Origin of the sequence: Streptomyces sp. cmx-18-6, assembly GCF_046548915.1 — a bacterium.
Classification (GTDB): Bacteria; Actinomycetota; Actinomycetes; order Streptomycetales; family Streptomycetaceae; genus Streptomyces.
This window is the reverse complement of the sequence record NZ_JAEBEP010000001.1, coordinates 118,449-135,729: the sequence shown is the minus strand read 5'-3', so window position 1 is coordinate 135,729 and position 17,281 is coordinate 118,449. Positions and strand designations below refer to the sequence as shown.

Sequence of the window (17,281 nt, the reverse complement as noted above, 5' to 3'; positions counted from 1 at the left end):
GGTGGATCAGCCGACCAGCGGCGCCGAACCGGCCGACGCGGCCGACGGCGGCGCAGAGGCGCTCGACCGTCCGCTGCCCGAGGGCGTACGGCGGCGGGTCGTCGCCCTGGTCGCGGACGCCTTCGGCGGTCTGACCGTGGCCGAACTGCCCGCCCAGTTGCGGCAGTACGCCCGGTTCACCCCGACCCGGCGGGCCAAGTTCGCCGGCAACGCGATGGCCGCCGCCCTGGAGAGCGACTCGCTCTTCCGGCAGCGGATCGGTGAGCGGCTGAGCCAGGCCCAGCCGGAGCTGGCCGGTGCGCTGGAGGCCGGTTCGCCGCCCGCGGCCGCCGATCCCGTCGATGTGGCCGCCGCCGCCTATGTGCTGCGCCCCACGGGCTGGGTCAAGCTGGTCGAGGCGGCCGGCGAGGAGGTCCAGCGGGCCGACGCGGAGCGGGTGGACGAGGAGACCCGGCGCGAGCTGGAGCAGTTGCGCGAGGAGCTGGAGCGGGCCCGCGCCCACACCCGTACCGAGACCGAGCGGTTGCGCGCCGAACTGGACGCGGCCCGCAAGGAGTCCGAGGCGCTGCACCGCAAACTGCGCAGCGCGCTCAGCGAGGTGAAGCGCGGGGAGGCCGCCCTGCGCCGCGGTGTCGCCGAGGCCGACGCCCAGCGGGCCGAGGCGGCCGCCCAGCTCTCCGCCGCCGAGAGCGAGTCCCGCCGGCTCAAGGGCAGGCTCGGGGAGGCCGAGGCCGCCCTCGAAGCGGGCCGCAGGGCCTCCCGTGAGGGGCGCTCGATGGAGGACATGCGGCTGCGGCTGCTCCTGGACACGGTCCTGGACGCGGCCTCGGGGCTCCGGCGCGAGCTGGCGCTCCCGCCGGTGACGACCCGCCCGGCCGACAGCGTGGACGCGGTGGAGCCGGGGCGGATGTCGCCCAAGGACATCGCCGCCAGGGCGCTTTCCGAGACGGACCCGGCGCTGCTCGACCAGCTGCTGGCCCTGCCGCAGGCGCACCTCATCGTGGACGGGTACAACGTCACCAAGACCGGCTATCCCCAGATGCCGCTGGAGAAGCAGCGGTTGCGGCTGCTGGGCGGCCTCTCGGTGCTCGCCGCGCAGACCGGGGCCGAGATGACCTGTGTGTTCGACGGCGCGGAACTGGCCGCTCCGGTGCTGCTCGCGCCGCCGCGCGGGGTGCGGGTGCTGTTCAGCAGGGCGGGGGTCACCGCGGACGAGCTGATCCGCCAACTGGCCCGTGCGGAACCGCCGGGGCGGCCCGTGGTGGTCGTCTCCACCGACCGCGAGGTCGCGGACGGGGTGGCCAAGGCCGGGGCCAGGCCCGTCGCGTCCGTCTTGCTCCTGAAGCGCCTTTCGCGCGTCTAGGCGCAGATGTACGACATGTGTGGCATGCCGCATTTCTGGGAACGTACCGTCAAGTCGCCGCTACACGTGGTGGGGTGAGAGTAAAGAAGTGGCCGGTGTGACAAGAAAAATCCTGTGAGGATTTGAACTGATCACAAGATGGTCACTAGGGTCAGGGCTCGAACCTTCGCACGGTTGATCACTCATTGGGGGTGGCGGCGAAGGAACCGCCGAGTCCGTGAGTCCACGGAGCCGGGGATTCTCTCCCCACAGCCCGGTAGGCGGCTCTGAGGAAGAAGGAGCTCGCCTTCGTGGCGTCCCACCGTCGTCCCAAGCAGCCGAGCCGCACTCGCGTGACCGTGCTCACCGCGACCGCCGCCGCGGCCGTGGCCCTGACCTCCCAGGCCGCCCACGCCGACCCCAAGCCGAGCAAGAACGAAGTCAAGGCGAAGGTCGACAAGCTCTACCACGAGGCCGAGGCGGCCACCGAGAAGTACAACGGGGCCAAGGAGCAGCAGGACAAGCTCAAGAAGCAGGTCGACGCGCTGCAGGACAAGGTGGCCCGCGGACAGGACGAGCTCAACTCCCTGCGCGGCGAGCTGGGTTCCATCGCCACCGCGCAGTACCGCTCCGGCGGCATCGACCCCTCGGTCGCCCTCTTCCTCGCCTCGGACCCGGACAGCTTCCTCGACCAGGCTTCCGCGCTCGACCAGCTCACGGTCAAGCAGACGGAGTCCCTCCAGAAGATCCAGGCCAAGCAGCGCACCCTGGCCCAGCAGCGCAAGGAAGCCCAGGACAAGCTCGGCGACCTCGCCGACGTCCGCAAGGCGCTCGGCGAGAACAAGAAGAAGTTCCAGGGCAAGCTGGCCGACGCGCAGCGACTGCTCAACAGCCTGACCGAGGCCGAGCGGGCGAAGATCCAGGAGGAGGAGGCGGCGAAGGAGCGCGCCAGCCGCGCCACCAGCGAGCGGGTCCAGCTCAGCAAGGACGCGCCCCGCGGCAACGAGGCCCCCGCCTCCAACCTCGGCTCCGCCGCCCTCGCCGCCGCGGCCACCCAGCTCGGCAAGCCGTACGTCTCCGGCGGCTCGGGCCCCAACTCCTACGACTGCTCCGGGCTGACCCAGTGGGCCTTCGCCCAGGCCGGCGTCTCCATCACCCGGACCACGTACACCCAGCAGAACGACGGCCAGCGGATCGGCCGCAGCCAGCTCCGGCCGGGCGACCTGGTCTTCTTCAACGGCCTGTCGCACGTCGGCTTCTACGCCGGCAACAACCAGGTCCTGCACGCCCCGAAGCCGGGCACCGTCGTCCGCTACGAGTCGATGGACTACATGGGCACCTTCCAGTTCGGCGTCCGCATCTGACGCCACGCCGCCGGGAGCGACGCCCGAACGAGGGAATCGTCCCGCCCCGCATTGACGCCCCGCCCCGCCGGAGACCGAGGTCACCGGCGGGGCGGCGCCGTATCCCGCCCCTTCCGCCACCGGCGAGGTCTTTGGCCGGTGCGTAGTCGTCCGATTACTGTCTGGCTGCTGTGCAGCTCCCGGTCATCGGTCCGCCCTCCCGGGCGGCAGGGGCTGCGCGCTACCGCGTCAGCGGAAGGGAGTGCGGCTACCTGTGGTGTCCCATCGCCGTTCCACACCGTCCGGACGGGGCCGGGCCGTCAGCGTCACGGTCATCTCGGCGGCCGCCGCCACCGCGGCCGCGACCCTGACCGCCGCCCCGGCCGGCGCCGACCCCAAGGACACCCGGCAGAGCGCCAAGGCCGCCGTCGACCGGCTCTACGGCGAGGCGGAGAAGGCCACCGAGCGGTTCAACGAGGCCGCTGAGCGCGTCGACCGGCTGCGCGGCGAGGCGGACCGGGCCCAGGACGCGGCGGCCCGGGGCCAGGAGTCGATCAACCGGATGCGGGGCTCGCTCGGGGCGATGGCGGGCGCCCAGTACCGCACCGGCGGCATCGACCCCGCCCTCGCGCTGCTGCTCTCCTCCGACCCGGACACCTATCTGGAGCGGGCCGCCGCCCTCGACCGGGCCGGCGCGCGCCAGTCGCTGACCCTGGACAAGCTCCGCCAGGCCCAGCGCAGGGTCGCCCAGACCCGCGCCGAGGCCACCCGCGCCCTCACCGAGCTGGAGCAGAACCGGGCCGCCGTCACCCGCCACAAACGAGCCGTCGAGGCCAAGCTCCGCCAGGCCCGGCAGCTGCTGAACTCCCTGCCCGCCGAGGACCGCGCCTCCCTGGACCGGGCCTCCCGCACCGGCCGCGACGGCGCACCCGACCTCTCCGGCGTCGCCCCCGGTTCGCCCCGCGCCATGTCGGCCGTGGCCGCCGTACGGCAGGCGCTGGGCAAGCCGTACGTGTGGGGCGCGAACGGGCCCTCCGGCTTCGACTGTTCCGGGCTCATGCAGTGGGCCTACGCGCAGGCCGGGGTGAGCCTGCCCCGCACCTCGCAGGCCCAGCGGTACGCGGGCCGCATGGTGCCCCTCTCCCAGGCCCAGCCCGGCGACCTGGTCGCCTACCGCGCCGACGCCAGCCACATCGGCATGTACGTCGGCAACGGCCAGGTCATCCACGCCCCCTACCCCGGCGCCCCGATCCGCTACGACCCGGTCGGCATGATGCCCGTCTCCTCGGTCACCCGGATCTGACCGATCGGCATCCGGATCCGACCGGTACCACCGGACCCGGATGCGACCGTAGGACCGGATCCGGATGACCGTAGGACCGGATCCGGATGCGACCGTACGACCGGATCCGGATCCGACCGCACGACCGGATCCGGCCGGACCCGGCCCCGACCGCCCGCCCGGGTCCGGCCGCCTCCCGGCGCTGACCGTACGATCGGCAGGGTGGCCGTACGCAGACCTGACGCGCGAGGGGGACGCCCCCGGTGGCGACGGCGTGCGGCGGGCCTCGCGCTCGCCGCGCTGCTGACCGCCTCCGCCTGTACGGCCCCCGCCGACGCGAACACCTCCCTCACCGCCCGCGAGATCGACGCCGCCCTGGAGCACCGGGCCGCCGCCGTCCTCGCCCGCGACCAGGCGGGCTACCTCGACGGCCTCGCCCCCGGAGCCGCCAAGTTCCGGGCCGCCCAGCGCACCGAGTTCGCCAACCTCGCCGACGTACCGCTGGAGTCCTGGACGTACGAGGTGCTGGGCATCACCGAGCAGGACGGCGAGTGGGCCACCGCGGAGGTGGAGCTGCGCTACCGGATCGCCGGGTACGACACCGCCCCCGTGGCGACCCGCCGCACCCTGGAGCTCAGCCGGGACGGCGGGCGCTGGTCCGTGTACGCCGACCGGCCCGCCGAGGGCGCGTCCGACCAGCTCTGGCACCAGGGGGAGGTGGACGTCGTCCGGGGCGCGCACAGCCTCGTCCTGGGCGTCGGACGGAGCGAGGAGGAGCTGCGCCAGATCGCGGACACCGTGGACCTCGCCGTACCGGCCGTGTCGGACGCCTGGCCGCAGTCCTGGGCGCGCCGGGTGGTGGTGCTCGTCCCGGACTCCACCGAGTCGATGGCGGGGCTGCTGGGCTCCCCGGAGACCAGCTACCGGGGGATCGCCGCCGTCACCACCGGCGAGGCCGGAACCACGGGGAAGCGCCCGGCCATCGCGGACCGGGTGATCGTCAACCCGCAGGCGTACGCCACCCTCGGCAGTTTCGGCCAGCGGGTCGTCCTGACCCATGAGACGACCCATGTCGCCACCCGGACCAGCACCTCCGCTGCCACCCCCGTCTGGCTCTCCGAGGGCTTCGCCGACTGGGCCGCCTACCGGGCCGAGGACCGCACCCCCGACCTGATCGCCCCGGAGCTGACGGGCGCGGTCCAGCGCGGCGACGTACCCGCCGCCCTCCCCGTGGACGAGGACTTCGGCTTCGACGGCGACCCGGCCGCGCTCGCGCGCGCCTACGAGAGCGCCTGGATGGCGTGCGCGCTCATCGCGGAGCGGTGGGGCCAGGAGAAGCTGACCGCCTTCTACGCCGCCGTGGGAGCCCACCCGAAGCGGGACGGGGCGGTGGAGCAGGCGATGGACGCGGTGCTCGGCACGACGCCCGAGGAGTTCACCGCCGACTGGCGCGACTACCTGAGCGAGCGGCTCGGCTGACCCCCGTGCGCCGGGGACGCCCCGGCCTCCCCGCGCGACCGCGCCCCCGGCACCGTCTCCCGCCACAGCCGCCGGGCGGCGATCAGCGAGGCCGCCGCCAGCAGCCCGTTCCGTACGAACAGGAGCGTCACGCCCCACGCCTCGCTCGCCACCACCTGCCCGAAGCCCACCGGGAACTCCAGCACCGTCACCCCCGCCGCGACCAGCACCAGCACGGCGGGCCGGATCATCGCGGTCCCCCGGAACGCCAGGCAGACGGCCGCGAGCCCGACCAGCCACACCACGTACTGCGGGCTGATCACCCGGCTCGTCGTGGTGAACAGCAGCACCGCCGTGAACGCGGCGTCGGCCGGGGTGCGGACGGCGAACGTACGGGCCCGAAGCCGCCACACCAGCAGCCAGGCCAGCGCCAGCACGGCCAGCCCCAGCGCCAGGGTGGAGACCAGCTCCACGTGCGGGCCGAGGAACTCCATCGAGCCGTAGTGCAGCTCCACCCGCCCCTCCCAGCCGACATGCCGTGCGAGGTGGAAGTACAGCGCCCCCAGCGACTCGATCTCCAGGCCCCGGTCCCGCTGGAACGCCAGGAACGCGAACGCCCCCGGCATCCACAGCGCGAAGGAGACCGCGAGACCGCCCGCCGTCAGCGCCGCCGCCGACCAGGCCGCCCAGGTCGGCCGCCCCCGCCGGACCCCCACCAGCACCAGCGCCGGCCACACCTTCAGCAGCGCCCCGAACGCGGCCAGCGCCCCCATCGCCCGGGGATGGCGCACCCCCGCCAGCAGCGCCGCCACCGCGACCGCCGTCACCATCAGGTCGTACCGGGCGTACACGGTCGGCCCCAGCAGCGGCACCCCCGCGATCCACACCCACGCGCCCGCCCGCCGTATCCCCGGCCGCCGCCCGGCGTACAGCAGCAGCCCCAGCACCAGCGCGTCGCAGAGCAGCACGAGGGCGTAGAAGGCGGTCGCGTACTCCCAGAAGGGCAGCAGCGCGGGGGAGAGGATGGCGAGCGCGGCCCCGGGCGGGTACTGCCAGGTGACGTCGTTCAGCGGGTACGTGCCGGTGAGCAGCACCTCGTACCAGCCCCGGTAGATCGCCGACACGTCCACCGTGACGTCCGGCCCGGGGACCGTGAACACCCCGAACACGCAGAGCAGCAGCGCGGCCCGGGTCAGGGCCCAGGCCGCGTACGGGAGGAGGCCGCACGACAGGAGTCCGTACGGCAGGAGTCGTACGCCGGTGGGTGCTCGTCCGGTCATCGCCGCCCTCATCGTCTTCGGCCGTCGCCGGTCGGATACGGTCATATCTGGTCGTTTCCGGCCAAGGTTCCGGCGGCCCATGATGCCGGGAGGCGAGGGCGCCAGCGGTGAAGCGCGGCCGTTCGGTACTGTCGGCCGCGATGGACAAGACCTTGATCGTGACCAACGACTTCCCGCCCCGCCCCGGTGGCATCCAGGCGTTCCTGCACAACATGGCGCTGCGCCTGGACCCCGACCGGGTCGTCGTCTACGCCTCCACCTGGAAGCGCGGCGAGGAGGGCGCGGCGGCCACCGCCGCGTTCGACGCCGAGCAGCCGTTCACCGTGGTCCGCGACCGGACGACGATGCTGCTGCCGACCCCGCGCGTCACCCGGCGGGCCACCGCCCTGCTGCGCGAACACGGCTGCACCTCCGTCTGGTTCGGAGCCGCCGCCCCGCTCGGCCTGATGGCCCCCGCGCTGCGGGGCGCGGGCGCCCGGCGGCTGGTCGCCACCACCCACGGGCACGAGGCCGGGTGGGCCCAACTGCCCGCCTCCCGGCAGTTGCTGCGGAGGATCGGCGAGGGCACGGACACGATCACCTATCTGGGGGAGTACACCCGCTCCCGGATCGCCCCCGCCCTCACCCCGGACGCGGCCGCCCGGATGGTGCAACTGCCGCCCGGCGTCGACGAGAAGACCTTCCATCCGGCGTCCGGCGGGGACCGGGTCCGCGCCCGCCTGGGGCTCTCCGACCGGCCCGTCGTCGTCTGCGTCTCCCGCCTGGTGCCGCGCAAGGGCCAGGACACGCTGATCCTGGCCATGCCGGCGATCCTGGCGCAGATCCCGGACGCCGTGCTGCTGATCGTCGGCGGCGGCCCGTACGCCAAGGAGCTGAAGCGGCTCGCGGTGGAGACCGGGGTGCAGGACTCGGTGCGGTTCACCGGGCCGGTGCCGTGGGCGGAGCTGCCCGCGCACTACGGGGCCGGGGACGTCTTCGCCATGCCGTGCCGGACCCGGCGGCGGGGGCTCGACGTGGAGGGCCTGGGGATCGTCTACCTGGAGGCGTCCGCGACCGGGCTGCCGGTGGTCGCGGGCGACTCGGGCGGCGCGCCGGACGCGGTGCTCGACGGGGAGACCGGGTGGGTGGTGCGCGGCGGCAGCGCCGAGGAGTCGGCGGACCGGATCGTGACGCTGCTCGGGGACCCGGAGCTGCGGCAGCGGATGGGGGAGCGGGGGCGCGCCTGGGTCGAGGAGAAGTGGCGCTGGGACCTGCTGGCGGAGAAGCTCAAGGCGCTGCTGTGAGCACGGGGAACGAGCTGAGTCGAATACGCAGGAGGGGCCCGCGCTTTTGATCGGCGCGGGCCCCTCCTCCGTACGCGTGACACCGCTCAGGCGCGGTAGATCGACTCCACCTCGTCCGCGAAGTCCTTCGCCACCACGTTCCGCTTCAGCTTCAGCGACGGCGTGATGTGGCCCGCCTCCTCGGTGAACTGGGCCGGCAGGATACGGAACTTGCGCACCGACTCGGCCTTGGAGACCGCCGCGTTGCCGTCGTCCACCGCCCGCTGCACCTCGGCCAGCAGCTCGGTGTCCTCGCGCAGCGACAGGGCCGTCGAGCCGGCCGGCTTGCCGTGCTCCTCGGCCCAGCGGCCGAGGAACTCCTCGTCCAGGGTGACCAGCGCGCCGACGAACGGGCGGCCGTCGCCGACCACCATGCACTCGGCGACCAGCGCGTGCGCGCGGATGCGGTCCTCGATCACCGCCGGGGCGACGTTCTTGCCGCCCGCCGTGACGATGATCTCCTTCTTGCGGCCGGTGATCGCGAGGTAGCCGTCCTCGTCGAGCGTGCCGATGTCGCCGGTGTGGAACCAGCCGTCCGCCAGCGCCTCGACGGACGCCGACTCGTTCTTCCAGTACCCGGTGAACAGGTGCTCGCCGTGGAGCAGCACCTCGCCGTCGTCCGCGATCCGGACCACGGAGCCGGGCAGCGGCTGGCCGACCGTGCCGATCTTCTGCCGGTCCCACGGGTTGAAGGCGGTCGCCGCACACGTCTCGGTCAGGCCGTAGCCCTCCAGGACCGTGAAGCCGATGCCCCGGTAGAAGTGGCCGAGCCGCTCGCCCAGCGGGGCCCCGCCGGAGATCGCGAACTCCCCCTTGCCGCCGAGGACCGCGCGCAGCTTGCCGAAGACCAGCTTGTCGAACAGCTTGTGCTTGAGCTTCAGGCCCAGCGAGGGGCCCTGCGGGGTGCTCAGGGCCCGGCTGTAGGCGATCGCCGTGTCGGCGGCCCGGTCGAAGATCTTGCCCTTGCCGTCCGCCTGCGCCTTGGCGCGGGCCGCGTTGTAGACCTTCTCGAAGACCCGGGGCACGCCGAGGATCAGCGTCGGCCGGAACGAGGCCAGCTCGTCGGTGAGGTTCTTGATGTCCGGTACGCAGCCGAGCTTGATCGGGGCCATCACCGAGGCCACCTCGACCAGCCGGCCGAAGACGTGCGCGGCGGGCAGGAACAGCAGCACCGAGCACTCGCCCGTACGGAACAGCGGCTTCAGCCGCTCCACCACGTTGCCGCACTCCGCGAAGAAGCTGCGGTGGGTGAGCACACAGCCCTTGGGGCGGCCGGTTGTGCCGGAGGTGTAGACGATGGTCGCCGGGTCGTCCGCCTTGGCGCTGACCATCCGCAGGTCGACGGTCTCGTCGGTGACCTCCGCGCCCGCCCTGCCGAGGGCCTCCACCGCGCCCTGGTCGATCTGCCAGACGTGAGCGAGGTCCGGCAGCGCGTCCCGTACGGAGGCCACCGCAGCCGCGTGCGCGTCGCTCTCCACGAGCACCGCCACCGCCCCGGAGTCGCCCAGGATCCACTGCACCTGCTCGGCGGAGCTGGTCTCGTACACCGGCACGGTCACCGCGCCCGCGCTCCAGATCGCGAAGTCCAGCAGCACCCACTCGTAACGGGTGCGCGACATCAGGGCGACCCGGTCGCCGGGCCGCACGCCCGAGGCGATCAGCCCTTTGGCGGCGGCCTTCACCTCGGCCAGGAACTGGGTGGCGCTGACGTCCGTCCAGGCGCCGGCCACCTTGCGGCTCATCACCGCGACGTCGGGATGCTGAGCGGCGTTGCGGCGGATGAGATCCGTCAGATTGCCGTCCGTCGGGACCTCGTACAGGGCCGGAAGGCTGAACTCGCGCAAGACTGCTGCTCCTCATCGGGCTCCGGTGCCACGGCTCTGTGTGACGCACCGGCTGCGGTCCAAGAATGGCGGGTGCTCAGTGGGGTGAGCACGACTGGACTGCCCGGACGTTACCCACCGGTACCAGGTTCCCGATAGGGGGTTCCGGCCAGATGTCTTATGCATCACACAGGTAAATGGCCCTTTCGCGCACAGTAGTCCACCGCCGCGACGACTTGGAAGTAACCGCAGGTCCAGCCGGTCTGCTCGGCCGGTCTACCCGAGCGGGGGCCGCCGCTCTAGGGTGATCCGCATGCGAGGCAGCCAACCGGACGGGCCGGCGCCGGGCGCGCGGCGCTCCACCCGGATCCATGTAGTCAGCGACGTGCACGGCAACACCGAGGCCCTGGCCCGCGCCGGGGACGGCGCCGACGCCCTGATCTGCCTCGGTGACCTGGTGCTCTTCCTCGACTACGCCGACCACTCGCGCGGCATCTTCCCCGACCTGTTCGGCCGGGAGAACGCCACCCGCATCGTCGCGCTGCGCACCGCCCGCCGCTACGAGGAGGCCCGCGCCTTCGGCCGTGAGCTGTGGGAGGGCCGCGACCGCAACACCGAGATCATCGGCGCGGTGCGCAGGCAGTACGCCGAACTCTTCGCGGCCTTCCCCACCCCGACGTACGCCACCTACGGCAACGTCGACGTCCCCCGTCTGTGGCCCGAGTACGCCCGCCCCGGCATCACCGTGCTGGACGGCGAGCGGGTGGAGATCGGCGGACGGGTCTTCGGCTTCGTCGGCGGCGGCCTCAAGACCCCGATGAACACCCCGTACGAGATCAGCGACGAGGAGTACGCCGCGAAGGTCGAGGCGCTCGGCCCGGTCGACGTGCTCTGCTCGCACATCCCGCCCGAGGTCCCGGAGCTGACGTACGACACCGTCGCCCGCCGCTTCGAACGCGGCAGCACCGCCCTGCTGGAGGCCATCCGCACCACCCGCCCCCGGTACGCGCTTTTCGGCCATGTTCACCAGCCGCTGGTCCGCCGGATGCGGATCGGGACCACCGAATGCGTCAATGTCGGCCACTTCGCCTCCACCGGCACGCCCTGGGCGCTGACCTGGTGAACCCGGGCGCCCGGGGCGTGGACCGGAGCGCGGCGGGCACGCGATAGCCTGCACAGCGGCAGGCTCCTGCCGAACGCGACCGGTTACACCGCACTGGAGGGCCACGGCGATGGCTGAACACACCAGCTCGAGCATCACGATCGAGGCGGCGCCGGCCGACGTCATGGCGGTGATCGCCGACTTCGCCCGCTACCCGGAGTGGACCGGCGAGGTCAAGGAGGCCGAGGTGCTGGCCGCCGACGACCAGGGCCGCGCCGAGCGGGTCCGCCTGGTCCTGGACGCCGGAGCCATCAAGGACGACCACGTCCTGTCGTACACCTGGCTGGGCGACAAGGAAGTCAGCTGGACCCTCGTCAAGTCCCAGATGCTGCGCTCCCTGGACGGCACGTACGCCCTCGCCCCGCTCGCCGGCGGCGAGCGCACCGAGGTCACCTACCGGCTCGCCGTCGACGTCAAGATCCCGCTCCTGGGCATGATCAAGCGCAAGGCCGAGAAGGTCATCATCGACCGGGCCCTGGCCGGGCTGAAGAAGCGCGTCGAGTCCGTCCCGCAGGGCTGACGGCGATGCGTACGGTCCTGGTCACCGGCCCCGGCGGCGCGGGCCGTACCACCGTCGCCGTCGCGAGCGCCCTGGCCGCCGCCGCGAGCGGCAGCCGGACCCTCCTGGTCTCCGCCGAGTCCATACCCGGCCTGCCCTCCCGTACGGAGCCCACCCGGGCCGCCGACCGGCTCGACCACGTCCGGATCGACTCCGGCGAGCACTTCCGCGCCCAACTCACCGACCTCCAGAAGCGGGCCTCCAGCCTCCTGGACCTGCTCGGCGCGGGCCGGCTGGACGGCGAGGAGCTCACCGAACTCCCCGGCTCCCCGCAGCTCGCCCTCCTGCACACCCTGCACCGCGCCGCGGCCGGCGACTGGTCCGCCGGCGGTTACGACACCCTCGTCGTCGACCTCCCGCCGCTCACCGAAGCCCTCGCCCTGCTGGCCCTCCCCGAGCAGCTCCGCCGCTACCTGCGCCGCCTGCTCCCCGCCGAACGCCAGGCCGCCCGCGCCCTGCGCCCGGTCCTCGCCCAGCTCGCCGGGGTCCCGATGCCCGCGCAGTGGCTGTACGAGGCCGCCGCCCGCAAGGACGCCGAGCTGGCCGCCGTCCAGGCCCTGGTCGAGGACGGCGCCACCACCCTCCGCCTGGTCGCCGAGCCGGGGCCCGCCGCCGAGGACGCCCTGCGCACCGCCCGCACCGGCCTCGCCCTTCACGGGCTGCGGGCCGACCTGCTGGTGGCCAACCGGGTCCTGCCGCGCCACTCCCCGGACCCCTGGTTCGCCGCGCTCGCCGCCGAGCAGGACAAGTGCCTGGGCCACTGGCAGGACGCGTGGGCCCCGGACGTCCCGGTCCACGAGGCCGCCCACCTGGGGCGCGACCCCCGGGACGCCGACGACCTGGGCGCGCTCGCCGTCCCCGCGCCGGACGAGCGGGAGCCGGGCCGGGTGGACGATCCGTGGTGGATCGAGGAGGAGCCGGGCGAGGAGGGCTCCCCGGACGTGCTGACCTGGTGCCTGCCGCTGCCCGGCGCGGCCAAGGAGGACCTGCGGCTGGTCCGCCGGGGCGAGGAACTGCTCCTGACGGTGGGCCCGTTCCGCCGGATCGTGCGGGTCGCCTCCGCACTGCGCCGCTGCACCGTCTCCGGGGCGGCCCTGACGGACGGCGTCCTGCGGGTCCGCTTCATGCCCGACGCGGCGCTCTGGCCGCGCGGTTCCTGACCCCGTTGCCCGCTCGGGGGGCCGGTCGCGCACGTCCCGCTTCCTGAACGGGCCGGGGCCATTCGGGTAACGTCGGTAGTACGTAGTCACGAGCCCCGCCGGCCGGCCGCCGGCGACCGGCACCCCGCGTCGCAGGAGTCCGCCATGAGTGAAGCCACCGATCGTCCCGTCGACGGCGACCCGTGGGCCGACGCCTGCGCCGAGGACCTCGCGGCGGAGAAGGCGCGCCGCCGCGCCGAGTACGGACCGCCGCCCGGCTCGGCCGCCGAGGAACTGCGCAAGCTGGTCGACGCGGTCGCCGACAAGGTCTCCTCGCTCCAGTCGCCGCTGTTCGGCATCGCGACCCAGGGCGCGGTGCAGCAGGCCATCCGGCAGGCGAAGTCCGCCGTCGAACCGGTCATCGAGCGCAACCCCCAGGTCTTCGACCACCTCGCCGCCGCGGGCAACGAGCTGCTGGCCGCCTACCGCTCCGCGGTGGAGGGCCAGGAGAGCCGCTGGACCCGGGGCGCGGCCGACCCCGCGAAGCCCGCCGGGAAGACCACGGAGAAGGCCGCCGACGACCCGTCCGACCCGCGCGACGAAGGCCCCGGCGAAGGCCCCTCGGGCACCGAGCGCATCGACCTGGACTGAACCGCACACGACAACCCGGACCTCACCGGGCACAACGGCCGGAACCGCACCGGACGCGACGAGTCGACCGCACCGGACACTCGGCCGGGACTGACCGGAATGCAGCGGTCGGGGCCGGTCGCCCCCGGCCGGGCAGGGCCCCGCCTCGGGTACGGTTGCCCCTAGCGGGGCTCGACCGAAACTGAGGGATTCATGGGACTCACCATCGGCGTCGATATCGGCGGCACGAAGATCGCGGCTGGAGTGGTCGACGAAGAGGGCCGGATCCTCTCGACGTTCAAGGTAGCGACCCCCCCGACGGCCGAAGGCATCGTCGACGCGATCTGCGCGGCCGTGGCCGGGGCGAGCGAGGGGCACGAGGTCGAGGCCGTGGGCATCGGCGCCGCCGGATACGTCGACGACAAGCGCGCCACCGTGCTGTTCGCACCCAACATCGACTGGCGTCACGAGCCGCTCAAGGACAAGGTCGAGCAGCGCGTCGGCCTGCCCGTCGTCGTCGAGAACGACGCCAACGCGGCCGCCTGGGGCGAGTACCGCTTCGGCGCGGGCCAGGGCCACGACGACGTCATCTGCATCACGCTCGGCACCGGCCTCGGCGGCGGCATCATCATCGGCAACAAGCTCCGGCGCGGACGCTTCGGCGTGGCCGCCGAGTTCGGCCACATCCGGGTCGTCCCGGACGGCCTGCTCTGCGGCTGCGGCAGCCAGGGCTGCTGGGAGCAGTACGCCTCCGGCCGCGCCCTCGTCCGGTACGCGAAGCAGCGCGCCAACGCCACCCCGGAGAACGCGGCCATACTGCTCGGCCTCGGCGACGGCACGGTGGAAGGCATCGAGGGCAAGCACATCAGCGAGGCCGCCCGGCAGGGCGACCCGGTCGCGACCGACTCGTTCCGCGAGCTGGCCCGCTGGGCCGGCGCCGGACTGGCCGACCTCGCCTCGCTGTTCGACCCGTCCGCCTTCATCGTCGGCGGCGGCGTATCGGACGAGGGCGAGCTCGTCCTCGACCCGATCCGCAAGTCGTTCCGCCGCTGGCTGATCGGCGGCGAATGGCGCCCGCACGCCCAGGTGCTCGCCGCCCGACTCGGCGGCAAGGCAGGGCTCGTGGGAGCGGCCGACCTGGCCCGCCAGGGCTAGGGTGTGTCCGGCGGATCAGAGCCGGGTCCGCGACGCCCGGCACTTCCCCTAGCTCTCGGCTTCGCTCGAGCAGGGGAGACCTCATCCCTCGCGGCGTTGCCGAGACGCCGAAATCGCTCCGCGATGAGGACGTTCCGGCGCCTTGCGACGCACCGCACCGGACGCCGCGCCCCGCCCGGCCCTGATCCGCCGGACACCCCCGACCCCTCCCGTACGACGCACAAAGCGCCCGTCGCCGCCCTCCGGGGCAGCGGCGGGCGTCCGTCGTATCGTGGCCCGCATGGTCCTGACACCGTTGCCCGACTCCCGTACCGAGCCGGACGGTTCAGCCGTGATCCGGGTGCTGAGCTACAACGTCCGCTCCCTGCGTGACGACACCGAGGCGCTGGCCCGGGTCATCCGCGCCTGCGCACCCGACCTCGTCCTCGTCCAGGAAGCGCCGCGCTTCTTCCGTTGGCGCAAGGCCGCGGCCAGGCTCGCCAGGAACAGCGGACTGGTGGTCCTCAGCGGCGGGGCCACCGCCGCCGGGCCGCTGCTGCTGTGCTCGCTGCGGGCGGCCGTCGAGCGCACCGAGGACGTCCTGCTGCCGCTCACGCCGGGCCGGCACCGCAGGGGCTTCGCCACCGCCGTCGTACGGATCGGCGGGGTCCGGCTCGGGGTGCTGAGCTGCCATCTGAGCCTCCACCGCGACGAGCGCCTGGCCCAGGCGGACCTGCTGCTGGAGCGGCTCGCGTCCATGGGCGTGGAGCACGCCGTGGCGGGCGGCGACCTCAACGACGTACCGGACGGGAAGGCGTTCGAGCACCTGGCCGGGCGGCTCCAGGACTGCCACGCGGTCGCCCCGTGGGGCGGCGGGCTCACCTTCACCCCGGACGACCCGCGCCGTCGCATCGACGCGGTGTTCGCGACACCGGGCGTCGAGGTGCTGGGCTGCGGGGTGCCCGCCGGGCTCCCCGGCGTGAGCGACCCGGACCTGAGGGCGGCCACCGACCACCTGCCGGTCCTGGCCGCCCTCAGGGTCCCCGCAGCCGCCACGACACGGTGACGGCCGCGGGCTCACACCAGCGCGCCGGGGCTCACACCACCGCGCCGCGCCCCGGGTCGTCGTAGGTGTCGTCATCGTCGTCGTGCGGCATCCGGGCCACCAGGGTGGCGAAGCCGCCGATGAAGCCGCCGACGCCGAGCGTGGTGAGCCACCACGTCATCTCCCACTGGAACAGCACCGCGAGCAGCATCAGGACCGGGCCGCCGATCACCGACAGCCAGGCGAACTTGGCCGTGATGTCCGCCTCCGGCAGCGGCGGCGGCTCTGGGGGCACGAAGTGGCCCTCCTCGCCGTTGTCCGGCAGCCCGACGCCGTCGTCCTTGGGCTCGTCCAGCTCGTAGTCGCGCGGGCCGGCGACCCCGGGCGCGAAGACGACGGAGCTGCCGAGCGGCTTCTTTTCCGGCGGCTTCGGGGGAGCCTTGCCCGTCCCCTTGTCCGCCGGGTCCCCGGCGCGGCCGTGGTCGGGACCCACCACATTGCGCTGGTCGTCCTCCAGGAGGGCCAGGTCCTCGATCGACTTGAAGGGCTTGGCCCCCGGCGGGTCCGGCGGCTCCTCCCCGTACCCCGCGACGATCGCGGCCCAGGCCGCGTCCTCGTCGATCGCCCGCTGATCCTCCGCCGCCTCCTGACCCGCGCCTTCCGGGGCAGCCCCTTCCGGGCCGGCCCCCTCCGGACCCGCCTCTTCCACTCCCGCGCCTTCCGGGACGGCGGCCTTCGTGGCCTCGGGGAGAGCCTTCGTGCCCTCCGGGACGGCCGCGCTCTCCGTGGGGCGCGGTTCGCGCTCCTCTTCGCCGCCTGTGCGTTCCGCGTCCTGCTCAGCCACCGGACGTGCTCCCCTTCATTCCGACGCTCGGTGCGAGACGGCCGATGAACCGGTAGCTCTCATCGAAGATCCGCTCCGCATCGTGGTCCAACGTCGCGACGTGGTAGCTCTGTTCCAACAAGATCTCCTCGACGTCCGTGGAGGAGATCCGGCTCAGGATGCGGGCGCTGTCGGCGGGCGGCACGACATGGTCCTGCGGGCTGTGCAGCAGCACCACCGGCTGGGTCACCTGGGGCAGCTCGCCGTCGACCAGCCGGAAGAACTTCCGCACCGAGTGGGCCGCGTGCAGCGGCACCCGGTCGTAGCCGACCTCGTGCGAACCGGGGAGCGCGATGTCGTCGGCCAGGCCCTTGGTCGTCGGCACCAGGTGGCGGACGACCGGCAGCGCGTACGCGGTCGCGCCGTGCACCTTGTTGGCCGGGTTGACCAGCACCAGGCCGCTGATCGCGTCCCCGTGCTTGGCCGCGAGACGCAGGCTCAGCGCGCCGCCCATGGAGAGCCCGAAGACGAAGATCCGGTCGCACTTCTCGCGCAGGACGCGCAGCTCGCGGTCCACCTCCGCGTACCAGTCCTGCCAGCCGGTGACCGCCATGTCCTCCCAGCGGGTCCCGTGGCCGGGCAGCAGCGGCAGCGACACGGTCAGCCCGCGCTCGGCGAGGTAGTCGGCCCAGGGGCGCAGCGACTGCGGCGATCCGGTGAAGCCATGGCAGAGGAGGACGCCGACCTCTCCGCCCTCGTGGCGGAACGGCTCGGCTCCAGGGAGGACCGGCACCGGGGTCTCCTGTTCGTGAGGCGGGGCGGGGCGGGGGCGGAAGAGGGCGCGGGGGGTGGAACGGGGTGAGGCGTGCACCGGGGGCGTGCTTGACGGATGACTTCACCGTACGCGACCGGACCGACACCGACCAGGGCCGTCACGGC

The 17,281-nt window shown here is 73.5% G+C and carries 15 protein-coding genes; 11 read left to right on the top strand and 4 right to left on the bottom strand.

The genetic code is table 11. The annotated features are described in order from the left end of the window. Position 1 precedes the first annotated feature (1 nt). The 4 genes from ACLJPL_RS00600 (at position 2) to ACLJPL_RS00585 (ending at position 5,446) form a co-directional block, all read left to right on the top strand. On the top strand, positions 2–1,363 hold the full coding sequence (locus ACLJPL_RS00600; protein ID WP_411078640.1) for an NYN domain-containing protein: 1,362 nt from the start codon (positions 2–4) through the stop codon (positions 1,361–1,363). 290 nt (positions 1,364–1,653) lie between these two features. After that, positions 1,654–2,706 (top strand): NlpC/P60 family protein, encoded by a 1,053-nt coding sequence (locus ACLJPL_RS00595; protein ID WP_411078639.1) that lies wholly within the window; start codon positions 1,654–1,656, stop codon positions 2,704–2,706. Between the two features lie 253 nt (positions 2,707–2,959). Next, positions 2,960–3,988: an NlpC/P60 family protein gene (locus tag ACLJPL_RS00590; RefSeq protein WP_411078638.1), complete on the top strand. Its 1,029-nt coding sequence runs from the start codon at positions 2,960–2,962 to the stop codon at positions 3,986–3,988. A 201-nt stretch (positions 3,989–4,189) separates the two neighbouring features. Then, on the top strand, positions 4,190–5,446 hold the full coding sequence (locus ACLJPL_RS00585; RefSeq protein ID WP_411078637.1) for a hypothetical protein: 1,257 nt from the start codon (positions 4,190–4,192) through the stop codon (positions 5,444–5,446). Here the strand turns inward: ACLJPL_RS00585 and ACLJPL_RS00580 are convergent. Then, positions 5,422–6,705 carry a glycosyltransferase 87 family protein gene (locus ACLJPL_RS00580; protein WP_411078636.1) on the bottom strand — a complete coding sequence of 428 codons (1,284 nt, stop codon included), beginning with the start codon at positions 6,703–6,705 and terminating at the stop codon, positions 5,422–5,424. The two genes, ACLJPL_RS00585 and ACLJPL_RS00580, sit on opposite strands and share 25 nt — an antisense overlap. A 140-nt stretch (positions 6,706–6,845) precedes the next feature. Here ACLJPL_RS00580 and ACLJPL_RS00575 point away from each other — a divergent pair, with 140 nt between their 5' ends. Then, positions 6,846–7,988, top strand: a complete 1,143-nt coding sequence (locus tag ACLJPL_RS00575; protein WP_411078635.1) for a glycosyltransferase family 4 protein — start codon at positions 6,846–6,848, stop codon at positions 7,986–7,988. 86 nt (positions 7,989–8,074) lie between these two features. Here ACLJPL_RS00575 and ACLJPL_RS00570 read toward each other — a convergent pair whose 3' ends face one another. Further along, on the bottom strand, positions 8,075–9,871 hold the full coding sequence (locus ACLJPL_RS00570) for an AMP-dependent synthetase/ligase (protein ID WP_411078634.1): 1,797 nt from the start codon (positions 9,869–9,871) through the stop codon (positions 8,075–8,077). A 292-nt stretch (positions 9,872–10,163) separates the two neighbouring features. Here ACLJPL_RS00570 and ACLJPL_RS00565 point away from each other — a divergent pair, with 292 nt between their 5' ends. From ACLJPL_RS00565 to ACLJPL_RS00540, 6 genes are all read left to right on the top strand, one after another. Beyond that, positions 10,164–10,973, top strand: coding sequence for a metallophosphoesterase family protein (locus ACLJPL_RS00565; RefSeq protein WP_411078633.1), 810 nt, complete (start codon positions 10,164–10,166; stop codon positions 10,971–10,973). Positions 10,974–11,082: 109 nt separating this feature from the next. Next, positions 11,083–11,532 (top strand): SRPBCC family protein, encoded by a 450-nt coding sequence (locus ACLJPL_RS00560; RefSeq protein WP_411078632.1) that lies wholly within the window; start codon positions 11,083–11,085, stop codon positions 11,530–11,532. Between the two features lie 5 nt (positions 11,533–11,537). Then, entirely contained in the window at positions 11,538–12,731 is a 1,194-nt protein-coding gene (locus ACLJPL_RS00555) for an ArsA family ATPase (RefSeq protein ID WP_411078631.1), read from the top strand. Positions 12,732–12,875: 144 nt separating this feature from the next. Further along, positions 12,876–13,361, top strand: coding sequence for a DUF5304 domain-containing protein (locus ACLJPL_RS00550; RefSeq protein ID WP_411078630.1), 486 nt, complete (start codon positions 12,876–12,878; stop codon positions 13,359–13,361). Between the two features lie 192 nt (positions 13,362–13,553). Continuing rightward, positions 13,554–14,495, top strand: a complete 942-nt coding sequence (locus ACLJPL_RS00545; protein ID WP_411078629.1) for an ROK family glucokinase — start codon at positions 13,554–13,556, stop codon at positions 14,493–14,495. Positions 14,496–14,775: 280 nt separating this feature from the next. After that, the gene (locus tag ACLJPL_RS00540; RefSeq protein ID WP_411078628.1) at positions 14,776–15,540 is read left to right on the top strand and encodes an endonuclease/exonuclease/phosphatase family protein; all 765 of its coding nucleotides are present in this window, start codon (positions 14,776–14,778) and stop codon (positions 15,538–15,540) included. A gap of 31 nt (positions 15,541–15,571) precedes the next feature. Here the strand turns inward: ACLJPL_RS00540 and ACLJPL_RS00535 are convergent, their stop codons facing one another. Both ACLJPL_RS00535 and ACLJPL_RS00530 read right to left on the bottom strand, forming a co-directional pair. Further along, the gene (locus ACLJPL_RS00535) at positions 15,572–16,363 is read right to left on the bottom strand and encodes a hypothetical protein (RefSeq protein WP_411078627.1); all 792 of its coding nucleotides are present in this window, start codon (positions 16,361–16,363) and stop codon (positions 15,572–15,574) included. Continuing rightward, entirely contained in the window at positions 16,356–17,135 is a 780-nt protein-coding gene (locus ACLJPL_RS00530; protein ID WP_411078626.1) for an alpha/beta hydrolase, read from the bottom strand. The genes ACLJPL_RS00535 and ACLJPL_RS00530 overlap by 8 nt, the downstream gene beginning before the upstream one ends. Between the last annotated feature and the right edge of the window lie 146 nt (positions 17,136–17,281).